Annotated in this window: 23 protein-coding genes; 8 read left to right on the top strand and 15 right to left on the bottom strand. The window is 69.8% G+C overall.

The annotated features are described in order from the left end of the window. Nucleotides 1–113 precede the first annotated feature (113 nt). The 4 genes from ACIRHA_RS40905 to ACIRHA_RS40890 are packed head-to-tail and all read right to left on the bottom strand — an operon-like array spanning nt 114 to nt 3,833. A complete protein-coding gene (locus ACIRHA_RS40905; RefSeq protein ID WP_403856550.1) occupies nt 114–812 on the bottom strand; it encodes a response regulator in 699 nt (232 codons plus the stop codon). Further along, nucleotides 809–2,050, bottom strand: a complete 1,242-nt coding sequence (locus ACIRHA_RS40900; RefSeq protein WP_403856548.1) for a sensor histidine kinase — start codon at nt 2,048–2,050, stop codon at nt 809–811. Before ACIRHA_RS40900 ends, ACIRHA_RS40905 begins: the two co-directional genes overlap by 4 nt. Nucleotides 2,051–2,091: 41 nt before the next feature. After that, nucleotides 2,092–2,889 carry an ABC transporter permease gene (locus tag ACIRHA_RS40895; protein WP_403856546.1) on the bottom strand — a complete coding sequence of 266 codons (798 nt, stop codon included), beginning with the start codon at nt 2,887–2,889 and terminating at the stop codon, nt 2,092–2,094. Further along, entirely contained in the window at nt 2,886–3,833 is a 948-nt protein-coding gene (locus ACIRHA_RS40890; protein WP_403856544.1) for an ATP-binding cassette domain-containing protein, read from the bottom strand. Before ACIRHA_RS40890 ends, ACIRHA_RS40895 begins: the two co-directional genes overlap by 4 nt. Nucleotides 3,834–3,938: 105 nt before the next feature. On the opposite strand from ACIRHA_RS40890, the gene ACIRHA_RS40885 reads away from it, so the two are divergent. Continuing rightward, the gene (locus tag ACIRHA_RS40885; RefSeq protein WP_403856542.1) at nt 3,939–4,511 is read left to right on the top strand and encodes a GNAT family N-acetyltransferase; all 573 of its coding nucleotides are present in this window, start codon (nt 3,939–3,941) and stop codon (nt 4,509–4,511) included. A gap of 35 nt (nt 4,512–4,546) precedes the next feature. Here the strand turns inward: ACIRHA_RS40885 and ACIRHA_RS40880 are convergent, their stop codons facing one another. Both ACIRHA_RS40880 and ACIRHA_RS40875 read right to left on the bottom strand, forming a co-directional pair. Beyond that, entirely contained in the window at nt 4,547–5,143 is a 597-nt protein-coding gene (locus tag ACIRHA_RS40880) for an NADPH-dependent FMN reductase (protein WP_403856540.1), read from the bottom strand. Nucleotides 5,144–5,160: 17 nt separating this feature from the next. Continuing rightward, complete coding sequence (locus ACIRHA_RS40875) at nt 5,161–6,840, bottom strand: MFS transporter (protein ID WP_403856538.1); 1,680 nt, start codon at nt 6,838–6,840, stop codon at nt 5,161–5,163. Nucleotides 6,841–6,933: 93 nt separating this feature from the next. Here ACIRHA_RS40875 and ACIRHA_RS40870 point away from each other — a divergent pair, with 93 nt between their 5' ends. After that, nucleotides 6,934–7,575, top strand: a complete 642-nt coding sequence (locus ACIRHA_RS40870; protein ID WP_403856536.1) for a TetR/AcrR family transcriptional regulator — start codon at nt 6,934–6,936, stop codon at nt 7,573–7,575. A 4-nt stretch (nt 7,576–7,579) separates the two neighbouring features. Here ACIRHA_RS40870 and ACIRHA_RS40865 read toward each other — a convergent pair whose 3' ends face one another. From ACIRHA_RS40865 to ACIRHA_RS40840, 6 genes are all read right to left on the bottom strand, one after another. Then, a complete protein-coding gene (locus ACIRHA_RS40865; protein WP_403856562.1) occupies nt 7,580–9,130 on the bottom strand; it encodes a TraM recognition domain-containing protein in 1,551 nt (516 codons plus the stop codon). A gap of 65 nt (nt 9,131–9,195) precedes the next feature. Beyond that, on the bottom strand, nt 9,196–10,614 hold the full coding sequence (locus ACIRHA_RS40860; protein WP_403856534.1) for an ATP-binding protein: 1,419 nt from the start codon (nt 10,612–10,614) through the stop codon (nt 9,196–9,198). 111 nt (nt 10,615–10,725) lie between these two features. Then, nucleotides 10,726–12,285 (bottom strand): SCO6880 family protein, encoded by a 1,560-nt coding sequence (locus tag ACIRHA_RS40855; protein ID WP_403856532.1) that lies wholly within the window; start codon nt 12,283–12,285, stop codon nt 10,726–10,728. After that, entirely contained in the window at nt 12,282–13,643 is a 1,362-nt protein-coding gene (locus ACIRHA_RS40850) for a hypothetical protein (protein WP_403856530.1), read from the bottom strand. The genes ACIRHA_RS40855 and ACIRHA_RS40850 overlap by 4 nt, the downstream gene beginning before the upstream one ends. After that, entirely contained in the window at nt 13,633–14,424 is a 792-nt protein-coding gene (locus ACIRHA_RS40845; RefSeq protein ID WP_403856528.1) for a hypothetical protein, read from the bottom strand. The genes ACIRHA_RS40850 and ACIRHA_RS40845 overlap by 11 nt, the downstream gene beginning before the upstream one ends. Before the next feature lie 133 nt (nt 14,425–14,557). Continuing rightward, nucleotides 14,558–14,866, bottom strand: a complete 309-nt coding sequence (locus ACIRHA_RS40840) for a hypothetical protein (protein ID WP_326019448.1) — start codon at nt 14,864–14,866, stop codon at nt 14,558–14,560. 306 nt (nt 14,867–15,172) lie between these two features. On the opposite strand from ACIRHA_RS40840, the gene ACIRHA_RS40835 reads away from it, so the two are divergent. Further along, a complete protein-coding gene (locus tag ACIRHA_RS40835) occupies nt 15,173–16,189 on the top strand; it encodes an NlpC/P60 family protein (RefSeq protein WP_403856526.1) in 1,017 nt (338 codons plus the stop codon). Nucleotides 16,190–16,386: 197 nt separating this feature from the next. Further along, a complete protein-coding gene (locus tag ACIRHA_RS40830; protein WP_403856524.1) occupies nt 16,387–17,106 on the top strand; it encodes a phosphatase PAP2 family protein in 720 nt (239 codons plus the stop codon). A gap of 154 nt (nt 17,107–17,260) precedes the next feature. Here the strand turns inward: ACIRHA_RS40830 and ACIRHA_RS40825 are convergent, their stop codons facing one another. Continuing rightward, complete coding sequence (locus tag ACIRHA_RS40825) at nt 17,261–18,859, bottom strand: FAD-binding oxidoreductase (protein WP_403856560.1); 1,599 nt, start codon at nt 18,857–18,859, stop codon at nt 17,261–17,263. A 335-nt stretch (nt 18,860–19,194) separates the two neighbouring features. On the opposite strand from ACIRHA_RS40825, the gene ACIRHA_RS40820 reads away from it, so the two are divergent. Both ACIRHA_RS40820 and ACIRHA_RS40815 read left to right on the top strand, forming a co-directional pair. Beyond that, complete coding sequence (locus ACIRHA_RS40820; protein WP_403856522.1) at nt 19,195–20,058, top strand: hypothetical protein; 864 nt, start codon at nt 19,195–19,197, stop codon at nt 20,056–20,058. Between the two features lie 161 nt (nt 20,059–20,219). Then, nucleotides 20,220–20,408 carry a hypothetical protein gene (locus tag ACIRHA_RS40815; protein WP_403856520.1) on the top strand — a complete coding sequence of 63 codons (189 nt, stop codon included), beginning with the start codon at nt 20,220–20,222 and terminating at the stop codon, nt 20,406–20,408. 77 nt (nt 20,409–20,485) lie between these two features. Here the strand turns inward: ACIRHA_RS40815 and ACIRHA_RS40810 are convergent, their stop codons facing one another. Then, on the bottom strand, nt 20,486–20,845 hold the full coding sequence (locus ACIRHA_RS40810) for a metal-sensitive transcriptional regulator (RefSeq protein ID WP_403856518.1): 360 nt from the start codon (nt 20,843–20,845) through the stop codon (nt 20,486–20,488). Nucleotides 20,846–21,053: 208 nt separating this feature from the next. Between ACIRHA_RS40810 and ACIRHA_RS40805 the strand changes: the two genes are divergently transcribed. After that, complete coding sequence (locus ACIRHA_RS40805) at nt 21,054–21,674, top strand: DUF47 domain-containing protein (protein ID WP_266712456.1); 621 nt, start codon at nt 21,054–21,056, stop codon at nt 21,672–21,674. Between the two features lie 7 nt (nt 21,675–21,681). Next, nucleotides 21,682–22,680, top strand: a complete 999-nt coding sequence (locus ACIRHA_RS40800; protein WP_403856516.1) for an anion permease — start codon at nt 21,682–21,684, stop codon at nt 22,678–22,680. Between the two features lie 222 nt (nt 22,681–22,902). Here ACIRHA_RS40800 and pstB read toward each other — a convergent pair whose 3' ends face one another. Continuing rightward, nucleotides 22,903–23,679 carry a phosphate ABC transporter ATP-binding protein PstB gene (gene pstB / locus ACIRHA_RS40795; protein ID WP_403856514.1) on the bottom strand — a complete coding sequence of 259 codons (777 nt, stop codon included), beginning with the start codon at nt 23,677–23,679 and terminating at the stop codon, nt 22,903–22,905. Between the last annotated feature and the right edge of the window lie 12 nt (nt 23,680–23,691).

Below are 23,691 nucleotides of genomic sequence, written 5' to 3'. Positions count from 1 at the left end.
CAGGGGGGACCCTGTGGGAGAGTAGGACGCCGCCGAACTAATTTTGGAGAAAAGCCCGGACCGGGATACGGTCCGGGCTTTTCTGCGTTTAGGGTGCGAATTCAGGCCCGAATTCAAGACGGCTCCACCAGTTTCGCGTCGTACGCCACGATCACCGCCTGCACTCTGTCCCGCGCTCCCGTTTTCGCCAGGATGCGGGAGACATGTGTCTTCACCGTCGATTCGGCGAGGTGCAGGCGTTCGGCGACCTCGGCGTTGCTCCAGCCCTGGGCGATGACCGTGAGGATCTCGCGTTCGCGGTCCGTCAGGGAGGCGACGCGTGGATCGGCGGCCGGGGGAGTGCCTGCCGCGGCCGGGAGATGGTGGACGTACGCGTCGAGGAGGCGGCGGGTGAGGCTGGGGGCGACGATCGCGTCGCCGGCCGCCACCGCGCGGATGCCCGCGAGGAGTTCCTCCGGGAGCGCGTCCTTGATGAGGAAGCCGGAGGCGCCCGCGCGCAGGCCCGCGTACGCGTACTCGTCCATGTCGAAGGTCGTGAGGATGAGGATGCGCGGGCCTTCCGACGGGCCGTCGTCCGGGCCGTCGTTCCCCGGCGTCCGCGCGATGATGCGGCGCGTGGCCTCGATGCCGTCCATGCCGGGCATGCGGATGTCCATCAGGACCACGTCGGGGGCGAGCTCGGCCGCGAGACGGACCGCCTCCGCGCCCGTGCCTGCCTCGCCCGCGACCCGTAGGTCGTCCTGGCTCTCCAGGAGCATGCGGAAGCCGAAGCGCTGCATGGGCTGGTCGTCGACGATGAGAACGGTCGTCACGGGGTGGGCCCTTCCGGGATCGGGATGCGGAGGCGTACCCGCCAGCCGCCGGCCGGTCGTGGTCCGGCCTCAAGTGTGCCTCGGTAGAGGGCCGTTCGCTCGCGCATGCCGGCGAGGCCGCGGCCGGTGCCGTGGCTGTCGGTGAGAGCGCCGCGGCCGGTGTCCGTGACGGTCACGGTCACCGCGTCCGTAGCGTACGAGACGAGCAGCTCGGAGGTGGCCGAAGGGCCGCCGTGCTTCAGGGTGTTGGTGAGGGCCTCCTGGACCACGCGGTACACCGTGAGCTCCAGGCCCGCGGGCAGCGGCGCCGGTTCGCCCTCGACCTTCCTGAGGACCGGGAGTCCTGCCGAACGTACGCCGTCGATCAGGGAGTCGAGGTCGTCGAGTGCGGGGGCAGGGGTCAGCTCCGCGGAGGCCGAGGGGGTTTCCTCTCCCAGTACGTCGAGAAGGCGGCGGAGTTCCGTGAGGGCCTGGCGGCTGGTGGTGGCGATGGCGGTGAGGGCCTGGCCCGCGCGTTCCGGGCTGCGGGCAGCGGCGTAGGAGCCGCCGTCGGCGAGGCCGGTGATGACGGAGAGGTTGTGGCCGATGATGTCGTGCATCTCGCGGGCGATACGGGCGCGTTCGGCGGCGGCCGCGAGCCGCGCCTGCTGGTCGCGTTCGACCTCGAGCTGGCGGGCCCGCTCGACCAGGGCCTGGGTGTAGTCCTGGCGGGAGCGGACGGCGATGCCCGCGAGGGTGACCAGTGCGAAGCACCAGAGCTGCGGCACGATCAGCTGGTCCCAACTGCCCGATGGGTAGCGGATGAGCGTGGCCGTCATGGGCAGCGTGGTCAGGAGGGCGGCCCGGCCGAGGGTCTTCAGGGGCAGCCGCAGCGCGATGTCGAAGACCACGACGAACTGGATGAGGGCGGCCTGGAGCCAGGCGCCCGTCCAGTTGTTGACGAGGCTGACCGCCGCCATCGCTGTGAGGGCCACGAGCGGCCGGCGGCGTCGCCACAGCAACGGTACGGACAGGCCGAGGCTCATCAGGAGGACCAGCGGTTCGGGCACCCCGGGGTCGGCCGCGGTGTTGCGCCAGCCGCCGGTCCCGTCCGTGAGGGCCGCGATCACGAAGAAGCCCGTCACCAGCAGGTCCCAGACCAGCGGGCGGCGCCGGTCGAAGGCGCGCACCCGCTCGGTGAGCCGCTGGGCATACCTGACGAGCGGTTGGGGGTCGCGGGGCTGCTCGTGATCCGTCACCTGGTCATCATCCTCGTACGTTTCCCGATGGGGTGCGGAGCTCAGACGTCGCGGCGCTTGAGGAGGAGGGCCGTGGTGATCAGGGCCGCTGCTGCCCACAGGCAGAGGCTGATCAGGGCCGCCGTCGGGGAGATGGAGTCACCGGTCTGCGCCATCGAGCCGAGGGAAGCGGACGCCTTGGTGGGGAAGTAGCGCAGGGCGTCCTGGACGAAGTCCGCCGAGATCATGGCGAGTACCTCGGGCAGGATCAGGACGAGGCCGACGAACGCGCCGATGCCGGCCGGGACCGAGCGCAGCAGCGCGCCGAGGCCGAGGGCGACGAGGCTGAGCAGGGTGATCGCCGCCGCGTTGCCCGCGAGGGCGCCGAGGACGCCGGAGTCGGTGAGGGACAGCGCCTTGTCGGTGTCGGAGAGCCAGATCTGGGCCAGGAGGAAGGTGACGATGTTCGTCGCGAAGGTGAGGGTGAAGGCGAGCGTGGCGAAGACCGCGGCCTTGGACCACAGCACGGGCAGCCGGCGCGGCACCGCCGTGAGCGAGGCGCGGATCATGCCGGTCGAGTACTCGCCGGCGGTGACCAGGATGCCGAGCACGGCGACGCAGATCTGGGAGAGCTGGGTGCCCAGGAGGACGAAGACGACGGTGTCGATCTCCGAGTCGTCGCCGTCGTAGGTGGCGCCCATGGTGATGCCGACGCCGATCACGAGGGCGCAGGCGACCGCGAGGGTGACCCAAGTGGAGCGCAGCGTACGGAGTTTGTGCCATTCCGAGTGCAGGACGCGGCTCGGAGTCACGGCGTGCGTGGGCGCCGTATGCGGGGCAGGGGGTGTGGTCGTCGTCATCGGGCTGCTCCCGTCAGGGCCGAGGCTGCTGTGGGCGTCGTCGCCTGGTACTCGACGGCGTCGTGGGTGAGGTCCATGAAGGCCTGCTCCAATGAGGCGGTTTGTGGCGTGAGTTCGAAGAGGGGAAGCGCGTGGGCCGCGGCGATCCGGCCGACGGCGGGGGCGTCGATGCCCCGGACGTGGAGGGTGTCGGGGGCCTCCGCGGCGACGTCGGCGCCGGTCAGGAGGGCGCTCAGGCGGTCGGCCTCGGGCGTCACGACCTTCACGTAGGCCGCTCCTGACTCGTGTACGAGAGCGGTGACCGTCGTGTCCGCGAGGAGGCGGCCGCGGCCGATGACGACGAGGTGCTCGGCCGTCAGCGCCATCTCGGACATGAGGTGGGAGGAGACCAGGACCGTACGGCCTTGCTGGGCAAGGGACTTGAGGAGCGTGCGGATCCACAGGACGCCCTCGGGGTCGAGGCCGTTGACCGGCTCGTCGAGGATGATCGTGGCCGGGTCGCCGAGGAGCGCCGCCGCGATGCCGAGGCGCTGGCCCATGCCGAGGGAGAAGCCCTTCACCCGCTTGTCCGCCACCTCGGTGAGGCCCGCGAGGTCGAGGACGTGCTCGACGCGGGAGCGCGGGATGCCGTGCGTGAGGGCGAGCGCCGTGAGGTGGTGGAAGGCGGTGCGGCCGGGGTGGACGGCCTTCGCCTCCAGGAGCGCGCCGACCTCGGTGAGCGGGGCCGGGTGGGTGGCGTAGGCGCGGCCGCCGATCGTGGCGCGTCCCGCGGTCGGGGTGTCCAGGCCGAGCAGCATGCGCATGGTCGTGGACTTGCCCGCGCCGTTGGGGCCGAGGAAGCCGGTGACCGTGCCGGGCTCGACCGTGAAGGTGAGGTCCTCGACGACTGTCTTGCCGTTCCTGCCGCCGTAGCGTTTGGTGAGGCCGTGGGCTCGGATTGTCATGGTTGTACGGTGCCGTGGGCGGGGTGCCGCGGGCGTCGGACCGGGGCATCGAGCTGCGGGAATGCCGTAGTACCGGGGGACTAGGGGCCCTTAGGGTGCGGTTGCATGGACTACGTGATCAGACCCGTGCGGGCCGACGAGTGGCGCGCCGCGAAGGAGCTGCGGCTCGCGGCGCTGCGGGATCCGGCGGCGCCGCTGGCGTTTCTGGAGACGTACGAGGACGGGGCGGCGCAGCCGGACGAGTTCTGGCGGGGGCGGGCCGAGCGGGCCGCGCACGGGGCGACGGCCCTGCAGTTCGTGGCGGAGTCCACCGAGGCCGGGGAGACAGGCGCGGGCGGGCGCTGGGACGGCAGCGTGGTGGTGCTCGTGGAGGAGGCGGGCGCCGTGGACTTCTTCGGGCGGGCCGTCGAGCGGCGGCAGGCGCAGCTCGTCGCGGTGTTCGTGCGGCCGGAGGCGCGGGGGAGCGGGGTGGCGGGGGCGCTGTTCTCCGCCGCGGTGGAGTGGGCGTTCGGTCTTGAGGGCGTGGCGCGGGTGCGGTTGTACGTCCATGAGGACAATCGGCGGGCCGAGGCGTTCTACCGGAGGTTCGGTTTCGTCCGCACGGGAGGGGTCGTCCCGAATCCGGGCGACCCGTCCCAGGTGGAGCGAGAGATGGAGCTCAAGCGGCGTCAGCCGTAGGGGTGTTGGTCGCAGGGGCGTTGGCCGTGACGGCTCTAGCTGTACGGGTTTTCCGCTCGGGCCGTGCGCAGGGCGTGGGCCCACCAGTTCAGTTGGTCGAGCATGACCTTGGCGGCGCCGGCCGCGCCCTGCTCGTCGTGGGCCGGTCCGTCCTCGGCGAAGAGGCCGCCGTGGGCCCGGTGGAAGCTGACGCCGTCGCGGATCGTGGCGCAGTGCAACTCGGCGAATACCAGGCGGAGTTGTTCCACGGCGCGGAGGCCGCCGCCCACGCCGCCGTACGAGACGAAGCCGACGGGCTTGGCCTTCCACTCGTCGTGGTGCAGGTCGATGAAGTGCTTCAGGTGGGCCGGGAAGCTGTGGTTGTACTCGGGGGTGATCACCACGTAGGCGTCGGCGGCGGCCACGCGGGTGGCCAGTTCGGCCTGGACCGGGGTGGGTTGGTGGCCCCAGTCGGGGTGGGTTCCGGGTAGGTCCAGGTCGGTCAGGTCGATGACGTCGTAGTGGGTTTCGGGGGTGTGGGCTTCGGCCTGGGCCGTGAACCAGGTGCTTACCGTGGGGGCGAGGCGGCCGTCTCGGGTGGATCCGACAATTACGCCCACTCGGAGCGGGGTGGTGGTGTTGGTCGTGGTCATGGTGCGGTCCTCCGTGGTCATCGGGTCGACTCGGTGTGCGTGGTCGTGTTGTTGCGCGGAGACGGGGGCTGTGCCCACCCTTCCCCAAGCTCTCGGCTTCGCTCGAGCAGGGGAGACCCCATTCGCCGTGCGGAACGCCTGCCCACAGCGGGGGGCGAGTGGGTGGGGTCAGCGGGGGTGGAGCGGCTGCCCACGGCGGGGGGTGAGTGGGTGGGGTCAGCGGGGGCGGGGCGCTTGGCCGTGGCCGTGAGCAGCCAGTAGGTCAGTGCTGCCAGTGCCGTTATCAAGGTCGCTATCGACCAAAGTGTCAGCTGCCAGGCCTGCGTGAATTCCGGGGCGTGGCCGGGGGTGCCTGCCGTGATCCGTTCCGCGACGTCGGGGGAAGGGACGCGGGAGCTCACTGCGGCCAGCAGTACCGCGCCGAAGACCGTGAGCATGATGGCGCCCGTGCCGCCGCGGACCGTGTTGAGGAAGCCGGAGGCCATACCGACCTCGGACGGGGCGACCATCGACATGGCCTGGGCGTCGATGATGCCGATGGAGAGGCCCTGGCCCGCGCCGATGGTGAGCAGCGGGCCCGCGAGCCCCAGGGCACCGATGCCCGGGTGGAGCGTCGTCAGCCACGCGTTGCCCGCCGCCAGCAGGAGCAGGGACAGGACCAGGATGTGGCGGGCCGGCACGCCCCGGTTGACCAGGCGGGCGCCGAGCGGGGGCAGGGCCAGGATCGGCACCGTCATCAGGAGGAGCGTCAGGCCGGCCGCGCGGGCCGTCGTGCCGTTCGCGCCCTGGAGGTAGGTCGGCAGGAAGGTGAGGACGCCGGTGGTGCCCGCTCCGAGCCCGAAGGAGCCGACCGCCCAGCCGAGGAACGCCGGGTTGCGGGCGAGGCGCAGGTCGAGGATCGGGCGGCCTTCGCCGGTGCGGACGAGGCGCCGTTCGACGCGTACGAAGGTGAGGAGGAGGGCGAGGGACAGGGCGGCGGGGACGAGGGTCGGGGCCGCCGTCCAGCCGGACTTGGAGCCCTGGGTGATCGCGTAGAGGGCGAGTGCCAGGCCCGCGATGAAGGTGGCCGCGCCCGCCTTGTCGACGCGCGGGCTCGTGTCCGCCCGGGACTCCGGCATCAGGCGGGTGCCGAGGACGATGACCGTGCCCACGGCGACGTACGACAGGAAGGTGGCACGCCAGCCGACCGCGTCCACGAGCCAGCCGGAGAACGTCGGGCCGAAGGCGAGGCCGAGGCCCGCCGTGGTGCCGAGTGAGGCGAAGACGCGGGTGCGGGCGGGGCCCGTGAAGGTCGCGGCGAGCAGCGAGCTGCCGCTGGCCATCACGCCCGCGGCGCCGATGCCGGACAGGATCCGGGCCGCGTCCAAGAGCAGGATGTTCTGGGCGAGGGCCGAGGCCAGGGTACCCGCCGTGTAGAGTGCGGCGCCCGCCGTGAGGATCCGGCGGCGGCCGTAGAGATCGCCGAGGGAGCCCGCGACCAGCATGAACGAGGACGCGGCGAGGAAGTAGCCGACGACCACCCACTGCAGCGTGGCGCCGGAGGCGCCGAGGTCGGCCCCGATGCGCGGGAGCGCGACCGTGGTGCCGGACATGGCCATCGGCAGGGTGAGCATGCCGAGCAGGACGACGAGGAGAGTGAACGTGGAGCGGCTGCCGCCGACTTCGCGGGCCGCCGAAGCCTGGGGTTCGGTTGCCATGCCGGTAAAGTACAACGACGGTTGTAAGAAGTGCAACCGTCGTTGTACCTAGGTCTCTGTGCCTAGGCTGAACGTGAGCGGAGGAGTGCGGGCATGGTGCAGCAACGGGAACGCAAGGGCACGGTCGAGAAGCGGCAGGCGCTGTTGCGCGGGGCACGCACGGTTTTCGGCCGCGAGGGGTACGCGCGCGCGGGCATCGACGAGATCGCCGCGGAGGCGGGGGTCTCCACGCGTACGCTCTACAACCATTTCGGCGGCAAGGAGAACCTCTTCCGTGAGGTTCTCATCGACAGCGCGGAGAACGTGACGGGCGCCCATGTCGCGCTGATCGAGCGGCACTTGGGCAAAGTCACGGACGTGGAGAAGGATCTGCTCGCGCTCGCCCGGGAGTGGATGGGGCGGCGCGGCGACCACGAGCCGCACATGCTTCTCGTACGGCACATCATCTCGGAGGGCTCGCATCTGCCCGCCGACGTCATCGAGGAGTGGCAGCGGATCGGCCCGCGGGCGACGGTGGAAGCGGTGCGCACGGCGCTGCTGCGGCTCGGCGAGCAGGGGCACTTGGCGGTCGACGAGGCCAACTCCACTGAGGCCGGGCGCCACTTCATGCTGCTGATCCCCGGGTCCGTCACGGTGGATACGTTCTTCGGGGTGGTGCCGATGACGGCCGACGAGGTCGACGCGCGTGTACGCAGCGGGCTCGCGGTGTTCCTGAAGCTGTACGGCCTGCCCTAGGGCCCTAGTCGAGCGGGAGTTCCGCGTCCGGCCAGCGGGTGCGGGCCTGTTCCCTGGACCGGAGCAGGGCCAGGGTGTTCAGACCCCGGTCCGCTCCCGTGGCCAGCAGCTCCGGCAGTTGGGGAAGCGGAGCCACCGCCGCGACGTCGTCCAGGACGAGCGTCATTGGTGGGTCGAGCCGGCCGGCAGGTGACCGTGCGGCCACGCGGCGGCCGTGCTCGACCACGCTCGAGGCGAGGGCCGTGAGCAGGGGCATCGCGCCGGGCTGCCCCTTCGGGTCCTCGATGGGTTCACCGACCACATAAAGCGTGCCCCCTTCGTTCACGAAGGAATCCAGAGTGAGCGCATCCGTTCGGTTGGGCGTGCAGGCCTCGCGGACGTGGATGGTGAAGAGGGAGGACAGGGCACGGGCGGTCAACTCCTGTGCCATGTCGCGGCGCTCGGGGTGCGAGGTGAGAGCGGCCTCGAGTTCGCCCGCGGTGCCGGCGGCGGCCTTCGGGTTCGTACGGAGGGTGCGTACGGCGTCCTGGACCTGGGTGCCCTGGGCCCAGCGGTGGACGTGGCGGAACGGTTTGCCGTCGACGGCCGCGGCGTGCAGGTAGCTGCGGAGGAGGGTTTCGGCGGCTTCGGCGAGGGCCGAGTCCAGTTTGGCCGTGGGCCTTATCGGGGCGAGCAGGGCGGTGGCGCGCTGGGCCGCGGTGTCCTTGTCGGTGCAGCCGGAGGACGGGTTCCAGTGCATGCGGGCGGGGGTGTCGCAGAGGTGGGTGGGGTCGTAGAGGAGGACGGGGCCGAGTTTGGCGCGGGCGTCCTTGGTCTCCGACCAGACCTCCGGTGCCGAGGTGATGACGAGGGCTGGGCCCTCGGCGTCCCGGATTGCCTCTGTGGCGAGGGGGTGGCGGTCGGCCGGGGGGCCGAGGTGGATTTGGCGGGTCGCTGTTGCGGGAGCCGGGGTTGCGGTCACGGGGCTCTGCCCCGGACCCCGCGCCTCAATCGCCGGCGGGGCTTGATTGGCCTGCGCCTCGATCGTCGGCGGGGCTTGAATGGGCGGGGCCTGACCTGCTGGCATCTCCTGCTTCTCGAGCGTCGGCGGGGCTTTGCGTTCGGTGGCGGCGGGTTGGTTCTTTTCAAGCCCCGCCGTCGGACGAGAGCCAGCGGGGTCCGGGGCGGAGCCCCGTGACCGCACCGCGCGCCAGCGGGTGAAGGTTCCCGCTATGAAGATCGTGAGGACGACCAGGATCATCAGTTGGCCGATGACCAGGCCCCAGACGAGGCCGTAGCCGGAGAGTTCGGTGGTGGGGGTGTTCGGCCAGGCGCCGGGGATGTCGTGGGGGCGGGTGATCAAGGAGCGTAGGGCGAGCGGTGTGTTCGCGAACGTCACGGCCGTCGGCCACGCGCCCTTGGTGAACAGGCCCGCCAGGCCCGTCGCCGTCCACACCAGCACCGTCATGCCCAGGAGGAAGGCGAGGACGCCGATGAGCAGCCCGTCGGGCACGCCGCCCCGGCCGCCACGACCCTCCCGGTAACCCCGCTCGTCCCGGTCGTAACCCCGCTGCATCCGGCGCCCCCGCTCGTCCCGCATTCCTGTCATGCCACCGTTCGTCCCACCGTTCGTCCCACCGTTCACGCCACCGTGGACTCGGAGCCGCCGAAGCGCTGCTCCACGAACGCGGCGGCCCGTTCCTCGGCCTCCAGCTCGGCCGCGTGCAGGGCGTCGTCCACGAACTGCTCGCGCTCGGTGGACGTTTCGGTCATGGCCCGGTCGGTGAAGACCAAGGGGCGTTCCGTCTCGGTGACCAGGTGTTTGACCACCTGTACGTTGCCGTTGACGTCCCAGACGGCGATGCCGGGGGAGAGCGTCGGGATGATCTCGACCGCCCAGCGGGGCAGTCCGAGCACCCGGCCCGTGGCTCTCGCCTCGTCCGCTTTCTGGGCGTAGATCGTTCGTGTGGAGGCCATCTTCAGGATCGCCGCCGCTTCCTTCGCCGCCGCGCCGTCCACCACGTCGGACAAGTGGTGCACGACCGCCACGAAGGACAGGCCGAGACGGCGGCCGAACTTCAGCAGCCGCTGGAAGAGTTGGGCCACGAACGGGCTGTTGATGATGTGCCAGGCCTCCTCGACCAGGAAGATGCGCTTCTTCCGGTCGGGGCGGATCCACGTGTGCTCCAGCCACACGCCGACGATCGCCATCAGGATCGGCATCGCGATCGAGTTCCGGTCGATGTGGGACAGGTCGAAGACGATCAGCGGGGCGTCCAGGTCGATGCCGACCGTCGTCGGGCCGTCGAACATGCCGCGCAGGTCACCGTCGACGAGCCGGTCGATGACGAGCGCCACGTCCAGGCCCCAGGCCCGGACGTCCTCAAGGGCCACGTTCATGGCCTCCGCCGACTCCGGTTCCGGGTGGCGGAGCTGCTCGACGATGTCCATCAGGACCGGCTGCCGCTCGACGATCGTCTCGTTCACGTACGCGTGCGCGACCTTCAGCGCGAAGCCGGAGCGCTCGTCGAGGCCGTGGCCGAGCGCGACCTCGATGATGGTGCGCAGCAGCGCGAGCTGGCCCGTCGTCGTGATCGCCGGGTCGAGGGGGTTGAGGCGGATCCCCATGTCCAGGGCGGCCGTCGGGTCGAGCCGGATGGGAGTTATGCCCAGCTCCTCGGCGATGAGGTTCCATTCGCCGACGCCGTCCTCGCCCTGCGCGTCGAGGACGACGACCTGGCGGTCCTTGAACCTCAACTGCCGCAGCACGTACGTCTTCTCCAGCGCCGACTTGCCGTTGCCGGACTCGCCGAGGACCAGCCAGTGGGGGGCCGGGAGCTGCTGACCGTAGAGCTGGAAGGGGTCGTAGATGTAGCCCTTGCCGGAGTACACCTCGCGGCCGATGATCACGCCGGAGTCACCGAGGCCTGGCGCGGCCGTCGGCAGATAGACGGCCTGCGCCTGCCCCGTCGACGTACGCACCGGAAGCCGGGTCGTCTCCACCTTCCCGAACAGGAACGCGGTGAAGGTATCGGTGAGAGCGGTCAGCGGATCCCGCATAGTGCAGCGCCTACCTTCCGGCCGGAGACTTGGCGGCGGACATCAGGAACATCGGGATCGTCGAGGGTGTCGAGGGCGTCGGGATCATCGGGCTCGTGGGGACCATCGGCGTCATCGGCGGATGCCGGTGGCGAACGGCAGCGTGTTCACGAAGGCCCGGTGGTGCTCGCGGTCGCACCACTCCAGCTTCAGGTACGACTTGCCGGCGGAGGCGCGGATCGTGCGCTTGTCGCGGGCGAGCGCGTCGGGGTTGCGGGAGGAGACCGTGATGTAGCCGACGAGGTTGACGCCGGCCGCGCCGCTCGCCAGGTCCTCGCCGCGCTGGTCGAGGCGGCCGTGGGCGGCGATGTCGCGGGGGTCGACGGTCCGGTTCATCTTGGCGGCGCGGGACGCCTCCGCCTCGTCGTTGGTCTTCTCGGTCAGCATCCGCTCGATGGCGACCTCGGTGGGTTCGAGGTCCATCGTCACCGCGACGGTCCGGATGACGTCCGGGGTGTGGACGAGGAGCGGAGCCAGGAAGTTCACGCCCACCGGCGTCATCGGCCACTCCTTCACCCACGCCGTGGCGTGGCACCAGGGCGCGCGCGTCGCCGACTCGCGCGTCTTGGCCTGCAGGAACGTCGGCTCCATGGCGTCGAGCTCGGCCGGCCAGGCGTTCCGCTTCGACATCGCCTGGATGTGGTCGATGGAGTGGTCCGGGTCGTACATGGAGTGGATCAGGGACGCGAGCCTGCCCTGCCCGAGCGGCTGCCGGACGCGGATGTCCGCCTCCTGCAACCGCGAGCAGATATCGGTCAGTTCGCGCGCCATGACGACGGCGAGCCCGGCGTCCCTGTCGACCTTCTTGCCGCCCTTCGGGCGGGTGGCGCGGGCCATCGCGTTGGCCTCGGCGGCCAGGTCGCGCGTGTAGTGCATGCAGGCCACGAGGTACGCGCGGTGCTGCTCGCTGCTCGTCGACACCATGGACTGCAGCTGGTCGTACGACTTCTGCAGCCAGCCGAGCGAGCGGTCGTCGCCGCGCACGGCGACGTCCTTGTTGTGCGCGTCGGGGTCGGCGGGGAGGGTGCGGGCCAGCATTTGCAGCCGGCTCACGAACCCGTCCCCGTTGGCGACGTGCTTGAGCAGTGTGCCGAACCGGTCGACCAGCGCCTCCTGGTCCTCCGAGTCGCGCAGCCCGACGCCGGGGCCCTCGATCTCGATGGCGGCGGTGACGGTGCGCCGGTCGGCGTGGAGCAGGACGGCGATCTCGTCGGGCCCGAACGGCGCGGCCAGCCAGGTGAGCCTGCCGATGCCGGGGGGCGGGCCGATCTCGACCTCACGCCCGTCGAGCCGGGTGCCGGCCTCCATGGTGCGCGAACGGTAGGCGGTGCCGCGCTTGAGGGAGCGCTTGTAACTGCGGTTGATCTCGAACCACTTGTAGAAGGTGCGGTTCTTGTAGGGGACGTAGACCGCGGCCAGCGCGAGCATCGGGAAGCCGGTGAGCAGCACGATGCGCAGCGACAGCACGGGGACGAGCAGTCCGCACATCATGCCGAGGAACGCGCCCACGACGATCATCGCGATCTCGCCGGACTCACGATTCTTGCCGACGATCGCGTTCGGCCGGGCGCGACCGATCAGATATGTACGGCGGGGCGTGACCGGAGGGGACACGTGGGACTGGGTCGTCAACGCCCTGCACCTCCTTGCCAGTTGCCGTTCTTGCCGGTGTTACCGCTGTTGCTCCCGCGGTCCCCGCTCGCGTGCGGGGACTTCGACGGGCTCGTACGGGGCGGGGGTGCGGCGGAGGGGACAGTTCCGCCGCCTCCCGCTGCCCCGCCCTGCCGCGAACTGTGCGCGGCCACACCGCCGGACGCGGGGTTGGCGGGACGGGCCTGGGAAGCTCCGCCACCACCCGAACCCCCGCTGTCCTGACGGCTGCTGTGGGTCTTGATTCCTTGCGAGACGAGCGCCGCGGGGGAACTGATCACGGCGGCGGCCTTGCCCTCGGCCCCTTGCATGAGCCGGTTCTTGCGTACGTTGGCCATCTCGTCGCCGAAGCCGGGTACGAAGCGGTAGATCATGCCGCTCGCGAAGATGGCGAGCAGCACGATGGCGAGGCCGGAGACGACCGCGGCGAGGGAGTCGGGCCCCTTGCCGCCCGTGGACAGCGCGCCCGCGAGGCCGAGCACGATCACGATGACCGGCTTCACGAGGATGACCGCGATCATGACACCGACCCAGCGGCGGACGTGGCCCCACAGGTTCTTGTCGACGAGCCCCGCGTAGACGACGACGCCGAGCAGCGCGCCCACGTAGAGCAGGACGGCCCGCAGATACAGCTCCAGGTAGAGCACGCCCGCCGCGACGATCGACACGAGTGACACGACGATCAGCATGATCGGCCCGCCGCCGATGTCGTCGCCCTTCTTCAGCGCCTCGGAGAACGTCCCGAAGAACGCGTCCGTCTGATTGCCCGTCGCCTTCGCCAGCACGTCACTGACCCCGTCGGCCGCCGACACCACCGTGTACAGGATCAGCGGGGTGAAGGCCGACGCGAGCACGGTGAGCCAGAGGAAACCCACGGCCTCCGTGATCGCGGTCATCAGCGGTACGCCGCGCACGGCGCGCTTGGCCACGGCGAGCAGCCACAGCACGAGCGTGAGGATCGTCGACGCGGCGAACACGACGGCGTACTGCTGGAGGAACTTCTGGTTGGTGAAGTCGACGGTGGCCGTCTTCTGCACGGCGTTACTGAGCTGATCGACGGTCCACGACGCGGCCTCGGCGCAGCCCTTGGCGAGGCTGGAGAGGGGGTCGAGGGGGTTGGAGACGTCGGGCGTCCCGCCACCGCCGCCGCCTCCGGTGCTGCCACCGGTGGCTTCGTTGCCGCGCTCGCAGTAGTCCTTGGCGCGCCCCGGGATCAGGGAGCAGGGGTCGTCGGTCGGTTCGGGTGCCGCGAAGGCGCGGGTGGCCGTCAGGACGGCCGCGGCCTGTACGGCGGCGACGAGACCGGTGAGCTTGAGCGCACGGCGTGGGTTACCGGGCATACGAGAACCCTCCGTACTCCTCGATGGCCTTGCTGATGTCGTCGGAGTTGGAGGCGCGGTCGTCGCCGGGGACGGGCGTGGGACCGTTCTTCTGCGAGTCGGAGGTGATCTTCCAGTCGCCGTCGGTCCACTGCAGCTGGAAGGTCCAGGTCTGCCACGACGTGGCGACCGGGTTGGTCGAGTTCGTGCCGGAGATGCCGAGGAGCCCCATGTACCAGACCGACACCTTGGCGGTGTCGTCCTCGTACCGGAGCGCCTTGGTGCCGACCGGAATGGTGCGGGAGACGAACGTGCTGCCCTTGGGCGCCTTCCCGTCCGCGTCGAGGCCCAGCTTGGTCAGGAACTCCGTGGAGTACGCCTTGTCCATCGGGCCCTTGAGCTTGGTGGCCGCCCCGGACGTGTAGAGCTCGTCCACGATGCCGTGCCGACGGTCGGCGTTGAACATGCCGTCGCCGCCGAGCCGCACCGCATAGTTGGCGGCAGCCGATTGCGCGCCCTGTTCGTCATGCGCGAAGCCGGAGGCCACCGGTTTCGTACCGGAGGGAGCCGTGGGGGAGGCCTTGGCCTCAGCCCCGGAGTTCCCGGGACCGCCGGAGGCGTCGTCCCCGCGGTTCGCGAACGCGATCGCCGCGATGAGCAACACCACCACGCCGACCACGGTCACCAAGGACCGGGACGGCGAACGTCCCGGTCTGCGGGCGCCGGAGCCCTCCGGGAGCCGCGTCCGGGTCTGCCCGGAGCCCCCGTAGAGCTCGTCGTCCTGTGGACCGTCGGAACTCATCGCGCGCACGCCCCCTCAACCTTTCGCCGAACCACCGCATACGACGGTAGCCGTGCTGGTTTCCGCGCGGGCGCGGTGTGGTGACTCGACATCAGGGAGACGCAACCTCAGCGGAGAGCTAGATCGGCGGGAGCTAGACGGCCATGCCGTACACGATGGTGAACAGCGTGCCTAGTGAGCCGATGATGAACACCCCGGTCAGGCCCGCGATGATGAGGCCCTTGCCCTGCTCGGCGCTGAAGGTGTCGCGCAGGGCGGTCGCCCCGATCCGTTGCTTGGCGGCGCCCCAGATCGCGATGCCGAGGCACAGCAGGATGGCGACCGCCATCACCACCTCGATCATCACGCGCGCCTCGTTGCCCAGGGTCCCGAACGGGCCCCAGTCCGGGGCGATCCCGCCGATGATGGTGGAGATGTCGCCCTTTTCGGCTGCCAGCAGCATGTGTAACTCACCGCCCCATGTGGGTAGTTCTGTCGCCTCTGCCGCAGCGCAGAGGTCAGACCCATTCTTGCCCAGATTGGCTCCGTTGCCTGCACACTTGGCGCCATTCCTTGGCCGAGTTCCTACGGTCCCATGCCTGGGGGACCGCCCGGGAGGGACGGTTCCGGATGCGAAGGAACGTACGGTTACTCTGTGTATCATGCCTGGTCACGCCGGGCAATGAAGGCTGGTCGAGGACAGTTCGGCGCAGTCTCCGACGGCGTAGCGGTCCCGCCCGTAAACTGACTGCCCCGTGGCGAAGGGTGGTTGACGGTGCGTAAGGCGTGGATGCTCGCGGGCTCGGCCGTCGCCGGGGGTACCGGGTTCGTGGCGTTGCTCGTCTTCGGGACGTACATGGCGGCGGGGAGTCTGAGCAGCGGAGTCGGCCAGGGGGCCGTGGGGCTCGCGAAGGGGGCCGTGCCCGCCGCGTATCAGCCACTCGTGCAGAAGTGGGGCAATCTCTGCCCCGCCATCAACCCGGCGCTGCTGGCCGCGCAGCTCTACCAGGAGAGCGGGTTCAACCCGAAGGCGTCGTCGCCGGCCAAGGCGTACGGCATCGCGCAGTTCATCAGCGGCACCTGGGCCGCGCACGGGGTCGACGGGGACGGGGACGGGGACCGCGACATCTGGGACCCCAACGACGCGATTCCGTCCGCCGCTTCGTACGACTGCAAGCTCGCCTCGTACGTGAAGGACGCGCCCGGCGACAAGACGAAGAACATGCTCGCCGCCTACAACGCGGGCTCCTACGCGGTCATCAAGTACGGGGGAGTGCCTCCGTACCGCGAGACGCAGAATTACGTGAAGGTCATCACGACGCTCGAGGAGTCCTTCGCGAAGCCGGTCGGACGCGTGCAGCCCTCGCAGCAGGCCGCGGCCGCCATCTACTACGCGCAGAAGAAGCTCGGCACCCCTTACCTCTGGGGCGGCAACGGCACGGCGGACCAGGATGGCCGATTTGATTGCTCGGGTCTCACCAAGGCCGCGTACGAATCGGTGGACATCGAGCTGCCGCGCGTGGCCAACGACCAGTACAACGCCGGGCCGCATCCGAAGCGGGACGAGCTGCTTCCCGGGGACCTCGTGTTCTTCTCCCACGACCTCCAGAACAGCCGGGCCATCCATCACGTGGGCATTTACGTGGGCGGCGGCTACATGATCGACGCGCCGCGGACCGGCGCCGTCATCCGCTTCGACCCCATCGACACCGCTGACTACTTCGGCGCGACCCGGGTCACGCAGGACGGTGCGAAGGCGCTTCCGAGCGCTTCGCCGGAGGTCTGAGCCGGGCGATGCGGGCTGTGGTTTGGCTGGAACTCTCTGTTATGCCATGGCCCTGAGCTGCGGGTTTGTGTCTCTCTTCGATAACGTCTGGGTGATCGTTCGGTGGAGTGTGGAACGTAGAGGGCGGGACCGTGCGTTCCTCTTGCTGAATCGAAAACAACCACGGGGGTGGCTGAAGACGAAGGGGCCGCTGAACTATGGCTGGACTCGTGGCACTCGAAGCGCCCGCGACATCCGGATCCAACCCCGACGTCACGCTGCTCTACGACATCAACGGCCTGGCCGATGACGCTCCCCGCTGGTTCGACCGGACCATGGAGTTCGTCGGGGAGTACGGGATCCTGCTCGCGCTCGTCCTCGTCGTGCTGTGGTGCTGGTGGGGTGCGAGGAAGCGCGGGTCGCTCGACGACGCGGCGTCCTCCGTGGCCGCCGTGGTGTGGGCGCCGCTCGCGGCCGGCGTCGCGGTTCTGGTGAACGTGCCGATCCGGTCCTTCGTCGAGCGGCCGCGGCCCTTCATGGACCACCAGGGGCTCGAGGTTCTGGTCAAGGGGAAGACCGACTTCTCGTTCGTCAGCGATCACGCCACGCTGGCGATGGCCATCGGGGCGGGTCTCTTCATCGCCCACCGCAAGCTTGGGCTCGCCGCCATAGGTCTTGCCGTGCTTGAGGGGTTCTGCCGGGTCTTCATGGGTGTGCACTATCCGACGGACGTCGTCGGCGGGTTCGCGCTCGGTACGGCCGTCGCGCTGCTGCTTTCGCCGCTGGCTTCGGCGCTGCTCACTCCGCTGGCGCGGGGCATCGGGCGGTCGTCCGGGTGGGTGTCACGGCTCGTGTGGGCGCCGGTCGAGCCCGCGGTGGAGCTCCCGCAGTCCCAGGACGCCCCCGGCCCCTCCGAGGAACGCGACCTGGCGGCGTAGCCCCACCGTCCTCGTCGCGCGGTGCCGGGGGCTTTCTCCCCCACCCCGCCCCTTCCCGAAAGTCCTGCCGGACGGGCCTGCTCAATCGCCGCAGGGGCTATTTATAGCCCCGCCGGCGTTTGAGGCGCGGGGGCCGGGGCAGAGCCCCGAAGCGTTACAGGGACTGTGGGAAGTCGAAGAAGCCCGACGGGTCGTACTTGCGCTTCAGCTTGGTGAGGCGGGGCGCCGCGTCGCCGTAGTACGCACGCTTCCAGTTCTTCAGGGACGCATCCGTGTAGTTCTGGTACGCCGAGCCCGAGGCGTACGGTCGCATCGACGCGTGGGCCGAGGACAGCCAACTACGGGCGGCACCGCTGGAGGCATTCGGCTGCCACGACACGATGTACTGCGCGAGCATCCGCGCGCGGCGATGCACGAACGCCGTCGCCGTCGGATCCACCCGGTTGATCGCGCCGCCGAGTGCCGTGAGCGCCACCGAGCCGGCGCCGGACGTGATGTTCTCCAGCTGCTTGAGGAGCGTGCGCGCGCCCGCGTCCGAGAGGTCGCGGTCGAAGAAGTCGGAGGCGGCCGCGTACGTCTCGCGCTGGAGCGCGCCCGCCGAGTCGCGGCCGGGGGTGGCGCCGGGGAGGTGGCACTGGTCGTCATCCGCGAAGGCCGAGCAGCCCGCGTACACCTCCATCGACTCCTCGTACGAGCGGCGCTTGAGGGAGACCGAGGTGGCCGGGCCCGGGCCGCCGGGGCCGTCGGCGAGGCGGTCGACCGCGTTCTGCAACTCCGTGTACGTACCGAGGGAGAACGCGGCGACCGAGACCGTCGGGTTGCCGCCGGGCGCGCCCGCGATGTGCAGCGAGGACCAGATCTCGTCGGCCTGGTCGGGGCCCCACTTCTGCCACGCCTTGAGCACCTTGGTCGCCTTGGACCAGGGCCAGCTCATGTACGCGGACACCCCCTGCGGCGCGGGGTGGGTCTTGAAGCGGAGCTCCGTCACCACGCCGAACTGGCCGTTCCCGGCGCCGCGTAGCGCCCAGAAAAGGTCCTTCTCCGAGGTCTTGTTAGCCGTCAGCTCCTTGCCGTCGGCGGTGATGACCGTGGCCTGCGTCAGGCTGTCGCAGGTGAGGCCGTAGGCCCGTGAGACGACGCCGTGACCGCCGCCGAGCGTGAGGCCCGAGACGCCGACCGTGGGGCAGGAGCCCGCCGGTATCGTGACGCCCTTGGCCGCCAGCGACCGGTAGACGTCGATGAGCTTCGCGCCCGCGCCGATCACCGCCTCCGACCCCGACGAGCGGACGGACTTCATCCGGGAGACGTCGAGTATCAGATGACCGTCGCCGGAGGACCAACCCGCGTACGAGTGGCCGCCGTTGCGTATGGAGAGCGGGACCTTGTGCGCGCGGGCGTACGCGAGCGTCGTGCGGATGTCGTCGGGCCCCTCGACGTACGCGACGGCGCGCGGTTTCAGCGCGTCGAAGCGGGTGTTGTAGAGCTGGCGGGCCGCCGCCCAGGAGGACTCTCCGGGGCGGACGAGGGAGCCGTCGAGGTCCTTGGCGAGCCCGGCGAGGTTCGCCGCGGCCCGCACCGCCGTGCCGGACGCGCTCGCGCTGGTGGAGCGGATCGGGACGGAGGAACCGGCGGAGGTCCCGCCCGTGGAACCGGAACCCGATCCGGAACCCGAACCCGAACCCGAGCATGCGCTCACCGCGCCGCCGGCCGTGAGTGCCGCGGCCGATGCCGTGATGAACGTGCGGCGTTCCATGCGGTTGTCCCCCTCGGCCACCTGTTCGCTTCCCGAGGTACGAGACGTCATCCGGGAGCCGTGGGTTCCGTCAGATGGTCGGGCCCGCCGAGCCGAGATGGTCGTCCGCGTCCGAACGGGCCTTGCTCCGTGCCCTCCTCGCGGGGCCCCGCCAGCCGCAGCTGCACCGGGCCAGGCAGAAACGTCCCTGTTCCACGACGGTGGTCGTATGCGAATGCTGCTGTTGTGCCACGCAGCCACGGTAGCGACTCCATGTAAACCCCCCGTTCGCGTGACGGTCGACCCTACTCGTCGTTAACCACGACAACACGGTGGCCGCACACGCACGGACAGGCATGGGGGTCGGACCAGCGATGGTGGTGCAGCAGGACGGGCGCGCGGCCGCTTCGGCACGGGTGGTGGTGGCCGCCGCGGTGGCGTCGGTGGTCGTGGGCGTCGGCGGGTGCGGTGGCGGCGCCGAGGGCGGGGAGCGGAACTCGGATCCGACGCAGACCGTGCGCGGGGCGGCCGACCGGCTGGTCCGCGAGGGCAGTTCGCAGGCGCGTACGTCGATGGAGATGGCCAGCGGCGGGACCCGCGTCACCATCCACGGCGAGGGCGTCTACGACTACCGCAAGGGCCTCGGCGAGCTGCGGGTGCGGCTTCCGCAGGACGCGGCGGGCGACGAGGAGCACCGGCCGATCACCGAACTGCTCGCGCCCGGCGCCCTTTACATGAAAAACCGTGGCGCCGGCGTCCCGGCCGACAAGTGGGTGCGCGTCGACATCGCGGCGTTGACGGACGGGAACCTGGTCACCGGCGGCGCCACCGATCCGCTCGCCGCTGCCGAACTGCTGCGCGGCGCACGGAATGTGACGGAGCGGGGCGAAAAGAACATCGCGGGCGTACGTACCCGGCACTACAAAGGGGACGTGGAGCTGAGCGTCGCGGCGAAGGCCGCTTCCGCGACGCAGAAGAAGGCGCTCGCGGCGGCGGCGAAAGGGTTCCGCAAGGGGCGGGTGCCGTTCGACGTCTACGTCGACGACGAGGGGCTTGTCCGCAAGGTCGTGCACCGGTTCAGCTTCGCCAACGGGCAGCCGGGGAAGGGCGTGGACGTGACGTCGACGACCCTGTACCGGGGTTTCGGGAAGCCGGTGAAGGTACGGCTTCCGGCCAAGGGGGACATCTTCGCGGGGAAGGTCGCCGAGCCCGGACCGTAGGGCCTGCCGCCCGTCCTGTCGCCCGTTTCGTCGTCCGTCCGTAGGCCTGTCGGGGGCCGGAAATGGTTCTTCCGTGCCATGCGCGGGGCGTGAGCCGGTCCCTACTCTAGGAAGTCGGCCATTGCGGCCATCGGCTGTTGGTCACGCGGCAGGAAGAGGTGATGAACGTGGCTCCCGTGGGTGGTACGGCGGTTCAGGACCACGTCGCCCTCGTCGAGATCGAGCTGTGCGGTGAGTTGATCATCGCGGCGTCCGCCGTCTCCGAGGGGCGGCTCAGCGTGGACCGGATCGACGAGGTGCTGCGGGTCGCCGAGGCGTTGCCCGGCGGACCGGAGGGCGACCGGGACTGAGGCGGAAAGAACGAGAAGGTGGGGGCGCCGGGATCGGCGTCCCCACCTTCTCGTAGAAGTACGGGTGGAACGGGCGCTCAGGTGCGCAGCAGGCGTGCGATCGCCTTGGTGGCCTCTTCGACCTTCTCGTCGATCTCGGTCCCGCCCTTGAGCGCGGCGTCGGCGACGCAGTGCCGCAGGTGCTCCTCCAGGAGCTGGAGCGCGAAGGACTGCAACCCCTTCGTGGAGGCGGACACCTGCGTGAGTATGTCGATGCAGTAGACGTCCTCTTCCACCATCCGCTGCAGGCCGCGGATCTGGCCCTCGATCCGGCGCAGCCGCTTGAGGTGTTCGTCCTTCTGGTGGTGGTACCCGTGGATGCCGCGGTCGTGGTCGGTCACGATCTCGGCCTTGTCCGGCACAGTCTGCTGTTCGGTCTGCGTCGCGTCCGTCGTCATCGCTTCCGTCCTCCCGTGGCCCTGTATACCCCCTGCGGGTATATGATACCGGATTCCTCGCGGGTCGTACCGGTTCGTCCCGTCTCGGCCGGGCCCAGTGCTGATCACTGTGCCCGATGGGCGACACTGTTGGAACGCCGGTTAGCCGTGGCCGGATGATGCGCCTAGCATCAGCCTGACCGAATCCAAAGCACCCCGAGGACCCCACGTGCGCTTTCGTCTGACCCCCAGGGAGACGAGCTTCTACGACATGTTCGCCGCGTCCGCGGACAACATCGTCACGGGCTCGAAGCTCCTGATGGAACTGCTCGGGGCGGATTCCTCCGCCCGGGCCGAGATCGCGGAGCGGATGCGGGCAGCCGAACACGCCGGTGACGACGCCACCCACGCGATCTTCCACCAGCTCAACTCCTCGTTCATCACGCCGTTCGACCGCGAGGACATCTACAACCTCGCGTCGTCCCTCGACGACATCATGGACTTCATGGAGGAGGCCGTCGACCTGGTCGTCCTGTACCAGGTCGAGGAGCTTCCCAAGGGTGTGGAGCAGCAGATCGAGGTGCTCTCGCGCGCGGCCGAGCTGACCGCGGAGGCCATGCCGAACCTGCGCACCATGGACAACCTCACCGAGTACTGGATCGAGGTCAACCGGCTGGAGAACCAGGCCGACCAGATCCACCGCAAGCTGCTCGCTCAGCTCTTCAACGGCAAGTACGACGCCATGGAAGTTCTGAAGCTCAAGCAGATCGTCGATGTGCTGGAAGAGGCGGCCGACGCCTTCGAGCACGTGGCCAACACGGTGGAGACCATCGCCGTGAAGGAGTCCTGACCGGCTCATGGACACCTTCTCCCTGATCGTGACGATCGGCGTCGCGCTTGGATTCACGTATACGAACGGTTTCCACGACTCCGCCAACGCCATCGCCACTTCTGTCTCCACGCGTGCGCTGACGCCCCGTGCGGCGCTCGCGATGGCCGCTGTGATGAACCTCGCCGGTGCCTTCCTCGGCAGCGGCGTCGCCAAGACGGTGAGTGAGGGGATCATCGCGACCCCCGTCGGCGACAAGGGGATGGGAATCCTCTTCGCCGCGCTCGCGGGCGCGATCGTGTGGAACCTCATCACCTGGTATTTCGGACTTCCTTCTTCGTCCTCGCATGCCCTGTTCGGTGGAATGGTGGGCGCCGCCCTCGCGGGCGGGACCACCGTCTACTGGTCGGGCGTGTGGGAGAAGATCGTCGTCCCGATGTTCACCTCGCCGGTGATCGGGCTCGTCGTCGGTTACCTGGTGATGACCCTCATCATGTGGCTCTTCCGGCGCTCCAACCCGCACAAGGCCAAGCGCGGCTTCCGTATCGCGCAGACCGTCTCCGCCGCCGGCATGGCGCTCGGGCACGGTCTGCAGGACGCGCAGAAGACGATGGGCATCGTGGTCATGGCGCTCGTCATCGGCGGCCACGAGACCTTCGAGGACCCGATTCCGGTCTGGGTCAAGATCGTGTGTGCCGTGATGCTGTCGCTCGGTACGTACGCCGGTGGGTGGCGGATCATGCGGACGCTCGGGCGCAAGATCATCGAGCTGGATCCGCCGCAGGGGTTCGCGGCCGAGACCACGGGTGCGTCGATCATGTTCGGTTCGGCGTTCCTGTTCCACGCGCCGATCTCCACGACGCATGTCATTACGTCGGCGATCATGGGTGTCGGCGCCACGAAGCGTGTGAACGCGGTGCGGTGGGGTGTCGCCAAGAACATCATCCTGGGGTGGTTCATTACGATGCCGGCCGCCGCGCTTGTCGCTGCCGCTGCGTATGGGGTCGTTTGGCTGGCCTTCGGGTAAGCCGCCGCCTGCGCCGTGGTTGCGGCCGCGGGGCTCTGCCCCGGACCCCGCGCCTCAAACGCCGGCGGGGCTGGGAAGGCTCAATCGCCGGCGGGGCTGGGAAGGCTCAATCGCCGCAGCGGTTTGATCGTGTGAAAAGGCCCGCCCCTCTCGGGGCGGGCCTTTTCTGGGCCCCGTGGTGGCACCGCCATGCAGCACCACGGGGGGTCGGGGGGAGTCGGGTCAGCCGAAGCGGCCCGAGATGTAGTCCTCCGTGGCCTGGACGGACGGGTTGGAGAAGATGCGCTCCGTCTCGTCGATCTCGACCAGCTTGCCGGGCTGACCGACCGCCGCGAGGTTGAAGAACGCGGTGCGGTCCGAGACACGGGCCGCCTGCTGCATGTTGTGCGTCACGATGACGATCGTGAAGCGCTCCTTCAGCTCCCCGATCAGGTCCTCGATCGCGAGGGTGGAGATCGGGTCGAGCGCCGAGCAGGGCTCGTCCATGAGGAGGACCTGGGGCTCGACCGCGATCGCGCGGGCGATGCAGAGGCGCTGCTGCTGGCCGCCGGAGAGGCCCGAGCCGGGCTTGTTCAGGCGGTCCTTGACCTCGTTCCAGAGGTTGGCGCCCTTCAGGGACTTCTCGACGACGTCGGCGAGCTCCGACTTCTTGTACTTGCCGTTGAGCTTCAGGCCCGCCGCCACGTTGTCGAAGATCGACATCGTCGGGAAGGGGTTGGGGCGCTGGAACACCATGCCGACTGTGCGGCGCACGGCGACCGGGTCGATGTGGGACCCGTACAGGTCCTCGTCGTCCAGGAGTACCTTGCCCTCGACGCGGCCGCCGGGGGTGACCTCGTGCATCCGGTTGAGGGTGCGCAGGAACGTCGACTTGCCGCAGCCGGACGGGCCGATGAAGGCCGTCACCGACCGGGGCTCGACGGTCATCGAGATGTCTTCGATCGCCTTGTGGGCGCTGTAGTAGGCGGTGAGTCCGCTTACGTCGATTCGCTTGGCCATGGGTTCAGTTCA

Origin of the sequence: Streptomyces sp. NPDC102360 (assembly GCF_044766085.1) — a bacterium.
Lineage (GTDB): Bacteria > Actinomycetota > Actinomycetes > Streptomycetales > Streptomycetaceae > Streptomyces.
This window is presented reverse-complemented; position numbering and strand designations above follow the sequence as displayed.

What these genes read in the sequence shown, in the direction of transcription:
- ACIRHA_RS40810 (WP_403856518.1), bottom strand. Translation starts at nt 20,845, where the DNA reads ATGACGACGGACGCGACGCAGACCGAACAGCAGACTGTGCCGGACAAG.
- ACIRHA_RS40845 (WP_403856528.1), bottom strand. Translation starts at nt 14,424, where the DNA reads ATGAGTTCCGACGGTCCACAGGACGACGAGCTCTACGGGGGCTCCGGG.
- ACIRHA_RS40800 (WP_403856516.1), top strand. Translation starts at nt 21,682, where the DNA reads ATGGACACCTTCTCCCTGATCGTGACGATCGGCGTCGCGCTTGGATTC.
- ACIRHA_RS40875 (WP_403856538.1), bottom strand. Translation starts at nt 6,840, where the DNA reads ATGGCAACCGAACCCCAGGCTTCGGCGGCCCGCGAAGTCGGCGGCAGC.
- ACIRHA_RS40865 (WP_403856562.1), bottom strand. Translation starts at nt 9,130, where the DNA reads ATGCAGCGGGGTTACGACCGGGACGAGCGGGGTTACCGGGAGGGTCGT.
- ACIRHA_RS40830 (WP_403856524.1), top strand. Translation starts at nt 16,387, where the DNA reads ATGGCTGGACTCGTGGCACTCGAAGCGCCCGCGACATCCGGATCCAAC.
- ACIRHA_RS40840 (WP_326019448.1), bottom strand. Translation starts at nt 14,866, where the DNA reads ATGCTGCTGGCAGCCGAAAAGGGCGACATCTCCACCATCATCGGCGGG.
- ACIRHA_RS40895 (WP_403856546.1), bottom strand. Translation starts at nt 2,889, where the DNA reads ATGACGACGACCACACCCCCTGCCCCGCATACGGCGCCCACGCACGCC.
- ACIRHA_RS40815 (WP_403856520.1), top strand. Translation starts at nt 20,220, where the DNA reads ATGAACGTGGCTCCCGTGGGTGGTACGGCGGTTCAGGACCACGTCGCC.
- ACIRHA_RS40880 (WP_403856540.1), bottom strand. Translation starts at nt 5,143, where the DNA reads ATGACCACGACCAACACCACCACCCCGCTCCGAGTGGGCGTAATTGTC.
- ACIRHA_RS40885 (WP_403856542.1), top strand. Translation starts at nt 3,939, where the DNA reads ATGGACTACGTGATCAGACCCGTGCGGGCCGACGAGTGGCGCGCCGCG.
- ACIRHA_RS40870 (WP_403856536.1), top strand. Translation starts at nt 6,934, where the DNA reads ATGGTGCAGCAACGGGAACGCAAGGGCACGGTCGAGAAGCGGCAGGCG.
- ACIRHA_RS40825 (WP_403856560.1), bottom strand. Translation starts at nt 18,859, where the DNA reads ATGGAACGCCGCACGTTCATCACGGCATCGGCCGCGGCACTCACGGCC.
- ACIRHA_RS40860 (WP_403856534.1), bottom strand. Translation starts at nt 10,614, where the DNA reads ATGCGGGATCCGCTGACCGCTCTCACCGATACCTTCACCGCGTTCCTG.
- ACIRHA_RS40820 (WP_403856522.1), top strand. Translation starts at nt 19,195, where the DNA reads ATGGGGGTCGGACCAGCGATGGTGGTGCAGCAGGACGGGCGCGCGGCC.
- ACIRHA_RS40850 (WP_403856530.1), bottom strand. Translation starts at nt 13,643, where the DNA reads ATGCCCGGTAACCCACGCCGTGCGCTCAAGCTCACCGGTCTCGTCGCC.
- pstB (WP_403856514.1), bottom strand. Translation starts at nt 23,679, where the DNA reads ATGGCCAAGCGAATCGACGTAAGCGGACTCACCGCCTACTACAGCGCC.
- ACIRHA_RS40890 (WP_403856544.1), bottom strand. Translation starts at nt 3,833, where the DNA reads ATGACAATCCGAGCCCACGGCCTCACCAAACGCTACGGCGGCAGGAAC.